This window comes from Shewanella sp. T24-MNA-CIBAN-0130 (assembly GCF_040310185.1).
GTDB lineage: Bacteria > Pseudomonadota > Gammaproteobacteria > Enterobacterales > Shewanellaceae > Shewanella > Shewanella psychromarinicola.
The window spans coordinates 1-12,996 of record NZ_JBEOPP010000016.1; the positions used below are offsets into that span (position 1 = coordinate 1).

General features: G+C 41.2%; 13 protein-coding genes. 7 read left to right on the top strand and 6 right to left on the bottom strand.

From position 1 onward, the window contains the following. Positions 1-424: 424 nt before the first annotated feature. Positions 425-1,852, bottom strand: a complete 1,428-nt coding sequence (ccoG, locus tag AAEZ02_RS08790) for a cytochrome c oxidase accessory protein CcoG (protein ID WP_101033411.1) — start codon at positions 1,850-1,852, stop codon at positions 425-427. 76 nt (positions 1,853-1,928) lie between these two features. Here ccoG and AAEZ02_RS08795 point away from each other — a divergent pair, with 76 nt between their 5' ends. From AAEZ02_RS08795 to AAEZ02_RS08810, 4 genes are all read left to right on the top strand, one after another. After that, entirely contained in the window at positions 1,929-2,276 is a 348-nt protein-coding gene (locus tag AAEZ02_RS08795) for a hypothetical protein (protein ID WP_101033412.1), read from the top strand. A gap of 90 nt (positions 2,277-2,366) precedes the next feature. Beyond that, a complete protein-coding gene (locus AAEZ02_RS08800) occupies positions 2,367-3,284 on the top strand; it encodes a 1,4-dihydroxy-2-naphthoyl-CoA synthase (RefSeq protein ID WP_101033413.1) in 918 nt (305 codons plus the stop codon). A gap of 193 nt (positions 3,285-3,477) precedes the next feature. Continuing rightward, positions 3,478-3,693, top strand: a complete 216-nt coding sequence (locus AAEZ02_RS08805) for a DUF2061 domain-containing protein (protein ID WP_101033414.1) — start codon at positions 3,478-3,480, stop codon at positions 3,691-3,693. A 74-nt stretch (positions 3,694-3,767) separates the two neighbouring features. Further along, the gene (locus tag AAEZ02_RS08810; RefSeq protein ID WP_164839422.1) at positions 3,768-3,941 is read left to right on the top strand and encodes a hypothetical protein; all 174 of its coding nucleotides are present in this window, start codon (positions 3,768-3,770) and stop codon (positions 3,939-3,941) included. Between the two features lie 839 nt (positions 3,942-4,780). On the opposite strand, the gene AAEZ02_RS08815 is transcribed toward AAEZ02_RS08810, so the two are convergent. The 3 genes from AAEZ02_RS08815 to AAEZ02_RS08825 all read right to left on the bottom strand — a co-directional run bounded on the left by AAEZ02_RS08815 (position 4,781) and on the right by AAEZ02_RS08825 (position 7,412). Then, complete coding sequence (locus tag AAEZ02_RS08815) at positions 4,781-5,551, bottom strand: PepSY-associated TM helix domain-containing protein (RefSeq protein WP_351088690.1); 771 nt, start codon at positions 5,549-5,551, stop codon at positions 4,781-4,783. A 41-nt stretch (positions 5,552-5,592) separates the two neighbouring features. Next, a complete protein-coding gene (locus AAEZ02_RS08820) occupies positions 5,593-6,090 on the bottom strand; it encodes an FMN-binding protein (protein ID WP_502959327.1) in 498 nt (165 codons plus the stop codon). Positions 6,091-6,236: 146 nt separating this feature from the next. Further along, positions 6,237-7,412 carry a porin gene (locus tag AAEZ02_RS08825; protein ID WP_351088688.1) on the bottom strand — a complete coding sequence of 392 codons (1,176 nt, stop codon included), beginning with the start codon at positions 7,410-7,412 and terminating at the stop codon, positions 6,237-6,239. A 489-nt stretch (positions 7,413-7,901) separates the two neighbouring features. On the opposite strand from AAEZ02_RS08825, the gene AAEZ02_RS08830 reads away from it, so the two are divergent. The 3 genes from AAEZ02_RS08830 to AAEZ02_RS08840 all read left to right on the top strand — a co-directional run bounded on the left by AAEZ02_RS08830 (position 7,902) and on the right by AAEZ02_RS08840 (position 10,476). Continuing rightward, a complete protein-coding gene (locus AAEZ02_RS08830) occupies positions 7,902-8,567 on the top strand; it encodes a class I SAM-dependent methyltransferase (RefSeq protein WP_101033418.1) in 666 nt (221 codons plus the stop codon). A 386-nt stretch (positions 8,568-8,953) separates the two neighbouring features. Then, positions 8,954-9,112 carry a hypothetical protein gene (locus AAEZ02_RS08835; RefSeq protein WP_157822236.1) on the top strand — a complete coding sequence of 53 codons (159 nt, stop codon included), beginning with the start codon at positions 8,954-8,956 and terminating at the stop codon, positions 9,110-9,112. A 170-nt stretch (positions 9,113-9,282) separates the two neighbouring features. Further along, on the top strand, positions 9,283-10,476 hold the full coding sequence (locus tag AAEZ02_RS08840; RefSeq protein ID WP_124012905.1) for a class I SAM-dependent rRNA methyltransferase: 1,194 nt from the start codon (positions 9,283-9,285) through the stop codon (positions 10,474-10,476). Positions 10,477-10,623: 147 nt separating this feature from the next. On the opposite strand, the gene AAEZ02_RS08845 is transcribed toward AAEZ02_RS08840, so the two are convergent. Further along, positions 10,624-10,962 carry a DUF805 domain-containing protein gene (locus tag AAEZ02_RS08845; protein ID WP_351122788.1) on the bottom strand — a complete coding sequence of 113 codons (339 nt, stop codon included), beginning with the start codon at positions 10,960-10,962 and terminating at the stop codon, positions 10,624-10,626. 479 nt (positions 10,963-11,441) lie between these two features. Next, the gene (locus AAEZ02_RS08850; protein WP_351122791.1) at positions 11,442-12,806 is read right to left on the bottom strand and encodes a DUF4397 domain-containing protein; all 1,365 of its coding nucleotides are present in this window, start codon (positions 12,804-12,806) and stop codon (positions 11,442-11,444) included. Positions 12,807-12,996 lie beyond the last annotated feature (190 nt).

Below are 12,996 nucleotides of genomic sequence, written 5' to 3' on the forward strand. Positions count from 1 at the left end.
ATTTTTTGATTGCCAACATTCCGAAGAACAGAAGACAATTTCGAATAACTCAATACCTGTGAATGTCCACACAGATTTCTTGTTTAGATTGTTAAAGAACGTTGCTAACATGAACATCTTTCGATTTTTCATTCAGCGGCCGTTGACGCTAGGTCGTTGGCTTGGGGTGCGTATTTTACGCATTTCCCGTTGTTGCGTCAAGTGTTTTTTCAAACTTTCTTTTCGCTGTTGTAAGCTTCAATTTGAACCTTACAACCTGTCCGCGACGTTTGCCGTGTCAGTGGTTGCGCATTATAGGGAGCTTAAGATTTTGTGCAAGTATTAAAAGGCTAAATATTGCAAAAACATGACCAAGAGGTGCTTTTTCAATCGAAACGAACAAAAAAGGGACTACCCGTCCCTTTTTTGGCTATTTTACTGGGTTCTAATCCCCGAAAAATCGTGTTTCCTGTTTTATTTCTATTGGATTACCATCTATTTGCGCCGTAATTTTAATATAGATTTTAGTGATCCTTCTCTTCAGCTCAATGGGATCAACAGCAATACTAATTGGTAAGGTTATAACTTCACCAGATCCTATTGATACGTGCTGCGACCCAATCCATTTAGCGTTAGGCAAGCCTTCGACACTTAACTCATATTCTTGCGGTTGCTCTGTCTTATTGAGAATTTTAATCGTAAAGGTATTCTCTGTGTTGCCTCGGTTATTTTCTCGATAAAGTGAGTTTCTATCTCTAATGACATCCATGCGAACTGGAGCAATGGTTGCGCTGGCATAGATGAAGATTAATATCATCGAAGTGAGTACCACTCCGTAGCCAACCAACTTAGGTCGCAATACCTTTTCTTGCACACCATCAAGTTTATTTTCTGTTGTGTAACGAATGAGACCTTTATCGTATCCCATACGCTCCATGGTGTTATCACATGCATCAATACAGGCACCACAGTTAATGCATTCGTATTGCAGACCATTACGAATATCAATCCCTGTTGGGCACACTTGAACACATAAGTCACAATCAATGCAGTCGCCTAAACCCATTTCTTTTGGATCTTGTTTACGAGTACGTGGACCGCGAGTTTCTCCGCGCTTAGTGTCATAACCCACTATATAAGTGTTCTTGTCAAACATAGCGGCTTGGAAGCGGGCATACGGACACATGTGAATACACATGATCTCTCGCATCCATCCTGCATTACCGTAAGTCGCAATAGTAAAGAAGACCACCCAAAAATATATCCCACCACCGGCATTAAGCGTAAAGAAGTCTATATAGAGTTCGCGACTTGGAACAAAGTAGGATACAAATGTCGTGGCCGTTAATAGTGAGACCAATAGCCAGGAGGTATGTTTAGCGGTTTTACGCCATAGTTTATTAATACTCCATGGCATTTGATCAAGCTTGATTCGTTTATTACGCGCACCTTCAAACTTTTCTTCGAACCAAATAAAGATGAAAGTCCACACGGTCTGTGGACAGGTATAGCCACACCACACCCTGCCAAGGTAAGTGGTGACAAAAAATAATCCAAATGCGGCTATCATAAAGAGTGCAGCAAGCAAGGTAAGATCTTGTGGCCATATCGTTAAGCCAAAGACGTGAAATTTTTGCTCGGCAAGATGAAACCACACGGCTTGACGATCTCCCCAGGGTAACCAAGGAAGGAGTAAGAAGAATAATATGGCAATCCACCCCATATAACGTCGTAACGTTGTCCATAAGCCATCGACAGCTCTTACGTAAATACGGTTGCGCGGATTGAAACGGTCTGCTTTACTAGCATCAGGTTGATGAATTTTAATACGCTGCTGTTTAGAAAAGTCCTTGGAGTTAGATTCTGTCGTCATTTTACAGCCTTACTGCTTTAATATTGAACGGTAACTAGCTTATTATATAGGTAATAACACATAATTGGATAAAAAGATGAGAGGCTGGATAGGATTAGCAATAATCGCGGGGGTTATTTATTATTTCGCGACAGAAACAGACAAACTAGATAAGCCAATTAACGATATTAACACTATGTTTACTAAGGCAGATAAAAAGCTTGATTCGATGACTGGCACAAAAATAATTAAAATCGATAAACATCTACCACAACTTAAAACAGAAATTTATGAGCGATTATCAACAATTGAAATCCGTGAATTAGATGGTGTATTTACCAGTAACGAAGCGATAGCCGAGTTTAAAGATCAATACTGCCACAGTAGTGCTCGCCACCCGGTTTTTACTAAAGAAAATCTGCAATTTATTTGCGATAAAATCTGAGTAAGTTAACGGTTTTATCGACACGAATTGACCTAGATATCAAACAAGCCTAGCCTTTATGTAACATTTGCAATAGGGGCTAGGTTTTATATGACGCAACAATCACAAACTAATTCAGTATCTGACATTTTTGACCCTACTTTATGGGATGTTGTTAACGGATTCAATTTTGAAGACATCACATATCATCGCGCTAAATCCCAAGGTACAGTGCGTATCGCCATTAATCGCCCTGATTGTCTTAACTCATTCCGTCCCAAAACAGTAGATGAGCTTTATATAGCGTTAGACCACGCGAGGCAATGGTCTGATGTGGGCTGTGTACTCATAACAGGTAATGGGCCGTCTGCAAAAGGTCAGTATTCATTCTGTGCAGGTGGCGATCAACGTATTCGAGGGAAAGACGGCTATAAATATGAAGGAGCTGAAGAAGGTAAACCTGATGTCGCTCGTATGGGGCGCCTGCATATCTTAGAAGTGCAGCGTTTAATTCGTTTTATGCCAAAAGTGGTGATTGCCGTAGTGCCTGGCTGGGCTGTTGGCGGTGGACATAGTTTGCATGTGGTTTGTGATTTAACTTTAGCATCTAAAGAACATGCCATCTTTAAACAAACCGATCCTGATGTAGGTAGTTTTGACTCAGGATATGGTAGTGCTTATTTAGCCAAGATGATTGGCCAGAAACGTGCTCGTGAAATATTCTTCCTTGGGTTTAATTACTCTGCTGAAGAGGCGTTTAATATGGGCATGGTCAACCGTGCCATTCCACATGCAGAACTCGAAACTGAAGCCTTAGTTTGGGCTAAAGAAATTAACTCTAAATCCCCTACGGCAATGCGCATGCTGAAGTATGGCTTTAATATGGCTGATGATGGTTTAGTGGGCCAACAACTGTTTGCTGGTGAAGCAACACGCTTAGCCTATGCCAGCGAAGAAGCCCAAGAAGGCCGTGATGCCTTTTTAGAAAAGCGCGACCAAGACTTTTCACGTTTTCCTTGGCATTACTAACCTCAATAGATGAGGTTATGATCTGACTTAATGTTATTAGCTAGTATAAAGGCCCTTGTTAAGGGCCTTTATTTTTTTGGTATTAGAAAGTATAAACCTAATCGAAATTTTCATTTGCAACAATCGAATCACCCCTCTTTTATATGATAATGATAACTGTTATCATTTAAATAAATCAAACGGGGGATCCATCATGAAAAAGACCATCAGCTTTGCAATTTTACACTTCTGTGTTGCGTTTACGATTACTTACTTATTAACGGGTAGCATTATTATCGGTGGCACCATTGCCCTGCTTGAGCCTGCAGTCAACACGGTTGTGTTTTACTTTCATGAAAAGGTGTGGAAAAACATTGAGGCAAAGCAGGTGCAACAAGCTGAGATAGTGGCACAACACGCAAGTATTTAGGTAACCCGAATATGGTTAAGACTAACATTACGGCGAGAGGTTTAACGTACTCAAGTAAAAGTTGTCTCAGGTTAATGTCGCGATATCACGAGTATGTTGAAGACAAGCAAGAGCTTGCTTTTCTCACCAGCACTGACTTTCAAACACCCTCTATTAAAGTGCAACACTTCACGGCAATCTGCAGCGTGGTTTCAGTTGATGACACCCCAACAGCCACTCATGTTTCAACCGACCAAGTACTAGCCTAGACATAAATTAAAACTCATCTGTTTTATTAACGGAACTAGACCCAGTAAATAAATGGCGACCCAAATATAACAACGCTCAATCAACCTCAGCCACATTGCTCAACACCGTAACTTGAAAGCGAAACGGTCTGATGAATACATCGTTAAATGAGCAATCTAGCCACCTGAGTTAACGGCTTCATTAATGTATCCCACCTAGAAATAAATGATGTCGACGACGCCATTGCCAGCATTAACCAAACCGTTGCCTAACAGAATAATACCACCGAAAATCATTAGCCTCTGCTAACGAACTTCAAAGCACAATAGTAAATTTAGTGGATGTTATGTCGCAACTTGAGCTGCTAATGGAGCAAATGTAGAGCACTTTTAACGTGCCTCAGACTCAGCCCAACAAAGTACTAGAAGTATGCCCGACGGCTAAAAGGAAGTTGAACAGACTGCCGGCAGCATTTGCATATTGGCCAAGGACATTAAAACCACAGCCAGCATATTACTCACACGGAAAATTTCAGGTAAACAATTGGCTAACCCGGTAAAACGATTGCTCCACAAACCCGTTTGTTGTCATTGAATACCGCAACTCGATCAGGCGAAAGAAACCGTCAATCAACAATAAGCCATGCTAACGAGCACAAGCCTCACAACAATAAGCTCATATAGTTAAGCTTAGAATGCAAGATTTTAGACCGTTAGGCAAAACTGTTTCTGCTGGTAATTATCAAATTAGTGAAGCAGGTATAGAGCTAAGCTCTGTTGCAGACAAGCAAACCAATATCGCTGAGTATTTTTGAGGCTTTGTGAGCATTAATGAGTAACAGTTAACACAAATAAAGTCATTACCTGGGCGGTTTTTGTTTATACCAAATCCAAAATCCACTCAATGACACTAACAATAATGCTAGCGCAAACAAATCCCATAACCACACAGTTAACGCCCCAAATAAGCGACCACTATGCAGGTCTAGCATTACGCGTTGCCAATTTAAATGCGCACTACGGGCATGTTGAATAAACTCAGCATCAACTCGTGGATTAGGTATCAACCAAGTGATAGCCTTGATAGGCTCCATGAGTTGCCAATCGATTAACTGCTCATCGGCTTGATAAACACCAGCTTTAGTATTTAACCATACTCGACTGTTCACCACAGCAAGCGCTAATAAGTCAGTCGGTAAACCCATGCTGCTATTTTGCGTTTCTTGTAAATGGCCTGCTGTATCGAATAAATACAACTGTTGCTCATCTATTGCCACCAGCATATTGGCAGTATAACTGGCACTCATTAAGGTTTGTGAACCTTCAAAAATAACCTGTTTACCCTGCCACAATAAATTATCGGTAATATACAGCGCAGGTAAATTGGAGGTATCTAATGCAGAAAACTGAGCAACATGTGCAGGAGCAGGAATACCATAATAATCAAGTAACCACGACTGAGTAACTGGCGTTTGAGCTAAACCAATATCGTCACTGTGATTTATCGCCACACCGGTAAGCACTAACAGCAAGATGAACAGCGCACTTACCAATCCTAAACGGCGATGCCAAGGACGAAGAATGCGCATAAATTTAAGCCTAACACTGTTTTGTCGAGATGCTTTATTCACACTAACCTGCTTGAAATTATCCGGTTGAATTGAAACGTGGTTTATTGCACCACATGGGCATGAAGTAATAATGCAATGCGCGATAACTTAGTTAATGCTCTTACCGATAATGTTGCACCAGTAATCCCGTCTATATGTTTATCCAGCTGATGTTGGTCGTCTAACTTTGCCGACTTAAATTGGTCGGTAAAAAAATCATGACGAACTTCATCACCACGACTTTCGCGATAAACTAACACTTTAGTTCGCGCTATATGATGGTCTTTTATATGCACAGCAACCGTAATAGGCGACTCTTTACCAATCTCATCCATAATCCATACGGTTTCATCATTATGTTGCCAGTAACGCACACGCATTTTATTAAAACGATGAGCTAAAATAGCTTCTACCGCTTGTTTGAGATCATCATCTAACCACAAGACTTTGGCTTTACCACTACCGCCATTAAATGCTTGGTTAATAAAGGCTTCATTTGACTGATATTGTGAGGCTGCAATCGCATTAAATGCCGAAAAACAAATAACTAACCCCATCATAAATAAAATTAAATATGATCTTAACCTTGTCTGCATATCAGCCCTTAATCTATAATAAAAACACGGGTGCCGACAATATACACTGTTGGCACCCATTGACCGATAATCTGTTATATCGGTTTATCTTATCTCTGAATACTCAACGATTAAAACTGGTAACCAACACCTAGGTTGAAACCATCTGAATCAGCAGCGCCGCCAATTTTTTCGTAGTCAGCTTTAAACACCACGTTTTCGTGTAACCAGTAGTTCACACCCACGCTAGTTTGTTTTTTCTTGGTATCGGCGCTATCACCGGCATTGTTGTCCCACTCGTTGTAACGGGCAAACACACCAAACTGTTCATTGATTCGGTAAGCAGGCTCAATATAGAAACCATTTTGCTTGTCACGACCTAACGCTTCAGCTTCTTTACCATCAATATTCCACTGGGCGTATAGCGCTTTAACCGTGAAGTTTTCAATGCTGTAAATCGCATGCGCAGTAAGCAATGTTGCTGAGGCAGAATCAACATCAGCTGTACCTTGCGTTAAGTCAGACTGATATTGAACCGTCGCCGCTAGCTCTAAACCAGGAACCGCAGTGTATTTTACTCGGCCGGTATAGGCTAAATCTTCACCTTTCGCTTTAGATACTTTTTGACGACCATTACGGATTTTATAACCAGAGCTTTGGTCTAAATACAAACCAGACGTCACGGCGGTGTCAAAGGCTACACCAGGAGCGGCTTTAATATTAAGGTTTAAACCACCTTCCCACCATGTCGCAGGAATAATGTCTTTTTCTACCGGGTTACGCTCAACACCGTAGAATACTGTAGGTTCGTGAGTTTCATTGATAATACCGACAGGCATTAAGAATAGACCGGCTTTACCGGTAAACATTTCATTAAAGTCATGCTCAATATATGCTTGCTCTAACTCTACCTCACCATTTTGACTCTCACCGGCAATTGAATGTTCAACTTCTAGCTCAGAGAAAAAACGGGTTGTGCTATTAAACTCGTGACCTACAAACAATACAAAGCGGTGGAAATCGAATTCTTTCTTGTCGGTGCCAGTTTGGTTATTAGAAATATTGTTATAGTGTAATTCACCATAACCACCAATAGTGGTTGCCGACTTGCTTGATGCGGTCGCTTCTACTACATCAGCTGTGGTCTCTACACGCATTTCTGTTTGCTCAAGACGTTTTTCAAGATCTTGCAGCACTTTTTGCTGCTGCTCAATAATTTGGCGTAATTCGGTTGTTTCGTCAGAAGCGATAGCTTGATTGCTAGCAAAAAGCCCGATTAATGTTGCCGCAATTAACGTTTTTTTCATTTTCTCATCCTGATTTAGTCAATGTGAGTAACTATAATGTTATATAAAGCTCTGTAAGTTCCGTGGATTATACATAGCGGGTATACTAATGCAAACAATTATCATTAAGATTGTGATACGTATGTCACATATTTAACAGTGAATAGCGCTTTATTATCAGAGCTGATAATTGATATAAAAGGGGGTTATTAAGGTGAAAGTGAGCATGCTAATATTAACCAGTAACAGGTGAAAACCTGTTTTATTCGCCGCGATTAATAGCTGTGTAGGCCTTATATTTGTATTGAGTATTCTCCACATTGAGACCCAAAGCGCACAAAAAACACAATATAATGATGCCTTTGACTAAGGGCTTAACCTAATAGAGCCCAAACCAATTAAATATATTTGCCTTTCTAGCAAAGTGCTATAATCTAACTAACACCTCTTCGTTTTGTCATTTATTTGTCCTCGATATCTGGCTGAACACTCAATTTTTAAGACGGCCCAATGACTGCCCTTCGTTTAAGCTACCAAACTGTTGAGTTTGGTGAAATCGATGTTCACTTGTGTACCTTACGTAATAATCAAGAATTTGATGACCCTACCGGTATTGCTGAAAAACTCGGTATATCCTCGGCGAATTGGCCAATTTTTGGCATTGTTTGGCCATCAAGCTTAGTGCTGGCTAATTATATGTTGGATTACAAAACAGAAGGCAAAAGAATTCTAGAAATAGGCTGTGGAATGGCGCTCTCAAGCTTACTACTTAACGCAAAAAACGCCGATATTACTGCAACCGACTACCACCCAGAAGTTGAACAGTTCCTTAATAGAAATACCCAATTAAATAATGGTAAAAGCATTGCTTTTGAGCGCGTAGACTGGGCTAACGACACCAGTAAATTGGGGCTTTTTGACGTCATCATCGGCAGCGATTTGCTCTATGAAGATCAACATGTGCAGTTATTAGCTTATTTTATTAAAAACCATGCCAGCGCCAAATGTGACGTCATCATTGTCGACCCCGGTCGCGGTCGAAAAAATAAGCTCACTGTAAAATTAGCCGAATTCGGGTTTATCAGCAGCCATTTCAAACCGATACACACCGACTATCTAGCACTGCCATTTAAAGGCTATATTCTGGTTTTTTCTCGTAATAATGTTATCGCGTAACCACGACGTAAAAGCCTACATGTGATTATTGTCGATGTAAAAAAGAGCGCGTTCATCTTAAATTCAATACTCACTAACCGGAGCGAGGCATAACAAGCACACCTAAGTAACTATTTTTTAGCACTTTTGTAGCACGATCTGTATGGTATTACTTGCCATTGACTCGTTTGAACACGTCAATGAACCTTGTTATCAGCAAAAGCGTAAGGACACATTTAACATCATTTTTGGGCTAAAGCCTGTTATTCACAACTTGGTGAAGCCTTACACTTTACGCCGAGGTAGCTATCTGAGATTTATCATATTGTCTCAAGTGACCACGTTCACTACACTTGCTTCATTTTGATGCTTCACTCACATCTGCGCGACCATCACGGGTCAATTTGATGGAACAACAGCCACCAGCAACTGCTGCCACTATTTTACCCATCCACAAAATGCCGTTGATACCTTGTTACGGTAACGATAAACGCCCATTGAACGATCAAAATCTAAGTAACGAATACAACACTCAGCCAGCATTTTATTATTTGTCAGGTTTTTAGGCTCAAAAAAGGCTATGATCTCCCTTCGTCGCCCCCAGAGCCTTTTGACATTGATAATAGTGTGATGTCATCCATGCCTCTAATGAGTCGTTATAGAGGTTTTTACTCAGCCTTTATCAGGTGCGCCGTGAATCTTTTTACCCCTTTTATAATTTAAATTAGGCAGTACCATGGCTATCAGAATTAAACTTAAACCTGGCCGCGAACGTTCATTAGAGCGACGCCACCCGTGGATATTTTCCAACGGTATTCACAACATCAATGGTGGAAAACCTGCAGCAGGTGACACGGTTGAAGTCGTGGCGCACGACGGGCATTGGCTCGGACGCGGAGCCTGGTCGCCAGAATCTCAAATCCAAGTGCGGATATGGACCTTCAACAAAGAAGAAATCATCGATGCCGATTTCTTCGCCAGACGCATAAAAAGAGCACAAGCAGGCCGAGATGATCTGATCCGCGAACAAGGCCTAACAGGCTATCGCTTAATCGCCGCAGAATCGGACGGTTTGCCCGGTATCACCGTAGATCGTTATGCCAATGTATTGGTGTGCCAACTGTTAAATACCGGTGCCGAAAAATGGCGTGACACTATAGTAGAGCAACTGGTTATTCAATATCCAGATTGCACTGTCTATGAGCGTTCAGATGTCGACTCGAGAAAGAAAGAAGGCCTCATTCCGGTGGTAGGGTTACTACACGGTGAATTACCCCCCATGCCTGTCATCATCGAAGAAAATGGTATCAAGATTGCCGTCGATGTGGTTAAAGGCCACAAAACAGGCTTCTATTTGGATCAACGTGACAACCGCGCCATCGCCGCCCGTTTCGTTAAAGGTAAGTCTGTACTTAACTGCTTCTGTTACACCGGCACTTTTGGCTTGTATGCCGCTAAAGCTGGTGCGGCGAGTATTGAAAACGTCGATGTCTCTACCCTAGCACTGCAAACCGCCCGCGATAATATGGCGATTAATAACCTTAATGATGACCATGTAAACTACCTCGAAGCCGACGTATTTAAGTTACTGCGACTGTATCGAGATGAAGGTAAAACCTTCGATGTTATCGTATTAGATCCGCCTAAGTTTGCCGACAATAAGTCACAACTCGATGGCGCGTGTCGCGGTTATAAAGACATCAATATGATTGCCATGCAATTACTTAATCCTGGTGGAATACTACTGACCTTCTCTTGTTCGGGCTTAATGCAGTCAGACTTGTTCCAAAAAGTCGTTGCCGATGCTGCATTAGATGCAAAACGTGAAGTACAGTTTATTGAGCGCATGCATCAAGCCAGCGATCATCCTATTAGTAGCGCATTCCCAGAAGGCTATTACCTTAAAGGGCTTGTTGCCAGAGTTTGGTAAATCAAGTGCCTGGTAAATCAATAAGCTATAGATAGCAAAAAGGGAACAAGATTTGTTCCCTTTTTGTTGGACTGCTTAGCGATGGTGTGATGTAGAAAGTGCCAAAAGCGAAAATTAACTCTTGGCACCATAGTCTCTTGCTCAGTTTTATGCGGGTACACCTGATTTAGGATTAATACCGTAATCATTTGCATCATGGCTATCTTGAGCTAGAAAAACAATTAGCACAATTAAACCAATAATTGGAATTAATAGTATTAATTGCCACCACCCAGAACGACCAGTATCATGCAGCCTTCTTGCTGCAATGCTGAGACTTGGGACTAGCAGTGCAAGACTCACTATCGCTGAAATGGTATCCAAACCAATTACAGCAAAAACAATATTGATAATTATATAAACAAGTATAAACATCCAATATTCTTTTCTTCGTGCTCGACCAGTGAAATCAGCATATTTTTTTAACGCGCCTATAAAATAATCCATTAGGGACTCTCCTTGTTGTTGATAAAGCTTTAAAGCGTATTAGCGAAAATGCCGATAAACATCCTGAGATCCCCTTCAACAACCATCATTAACATAGCTTTATTTATTAATAATTTTAATAACCTACCAGCATATTTAAGTTAAATCAATCACCCTTTTGTGAGAATGTTCTTTATAGAAATAGGTACATTACGCCCCATAAATACGACTGCCGAAGAAGCCGCCTTTTATTCGTGTCACATGCTATGACAATAACGGTAATGGGATAATGTAAATTAACGGCACTATAAACTCGCGCAGAGTGGCAAAGGGATGACTTTTCATGATGAAGTGTTACTCAAACTGGGCAGCAACATAACGTGAAAAAAAATGAATAAGCGGTTTACTTAAGAGCACCCAGCAATATTTGCACCATTAATTGGGCATAAAAAAGCGGCTTATCTGGCAAGAATAAGCCGCAAACCTTTTACAGATTAATATTACATTGCAGTGAAGTCGTCTAATAAAATAACCCCAAATGGCGCTCCGCCACCGACATTATCAACAGCTGCCACACCATATATACCCGAGGCTCCTAATGTGACTTCTAAAGGCCCAATTGCGACATCTTTAGTATTAGCCACAGTGACACTAATAGTATAAGTTCCTGGGGGGACGCTAAGGCTGCCAGAAGAAACCTTAAATGGCACGTCTTCTAATACCGGTGTTGCATCAGAGATATCAGCAGATGAAGTAAGGTAAACGTCTACTTCTGGTGCAGAATAGGCAGCATGTGTCACAGTAAGCTTTGCCTCTGTCGCTACGCGACGAGTTTGTTCAACTAACACTAATGGCTCAATCATATTGCTTGTTAGTGATCCCACAGCCAAGGCGCTATAACTCATACCAAGACCTAAGTCGACTGCAGCATTATCTATAACCACAACATCATTATCTGCATCCGCAGCAACGGTTACGGTGTGAGCACCTTGAGCAAGGTTGACATAACCCGTCACATCACCAAAAGACAGCATATCTACAGCTGGTGTAGTGGCGCCGTCAACAAACACATCAACAGCTGGCGCATCAGCAACGGCATGTACCACCCGTAAATCAGCGCCACTGTTTACGTCATTTAACACTAGCTGTGCTCCGGGTAGCGACACTTGCAATGCCACAGGTGAATCTCCAGACCATGTATTAGGAATGGCACTGATAAAGTAATCTTGCATATCGCCTAACGCAACAGAACCTGAGTCATACACAACCTCTTTCATTCCAGATGCAGTAATACGAATTTGATAATCGCTAGCGGGCACTTCAATCTGCGAGCTTACATCTAAATAGCTTGCCGATAACGTGGGAGCTGTAGCGCTTATATCTGCATCAGGAGCCGTAACATAAATATCAACAGTACCCACTAAAGGCGCGCCATGCAGCACTTGTACTCTGGCATAACCCGCAGCAATGTCCATGGTTGGGTTTTCAATTAATTTTAGACTCAAGGTGTTATCTGCAACAGAACCTAACGCAATGGCGGTATATTCCATGTCATCTTGTGCATCAAGTAATGCTTCTAACACAGTTAGCGTGGTGCCATCTGCCAACACAGCATCAACGTTAATGTCGTAGCTTGTTGCTGACACTTCGATTAAATCACTGGCCATCGCATAATCAACATTCGACAGCAATGCATTGCCATTAGCCACAACATTCACCAATGGAGCATCGCTGCCAGCATGAATAACGCGTATATATGACATTTCAGGCTCTACAAGCTCTACAACTGTTGCATCATCGTCGTCTGAGCAAGCTGTTAGACCAATTAAAGAAACACATAGTGCAAAAGGGTATATCCGTTTCATCTTAGAAATCCTCATTAGTAATATGACCGATTTCTATACGTGACAATCTTTTTTATAGTTCAAAAAAAACACAACAAAAATACAACACTTCCTGTTGGCTTTATATAAAAAAACTATAAGCATCTGATAAAAATGGAATAGTAATAAAAAAATAATTTAGTAGAGGGTACTTTATAGGATACGAAACCAG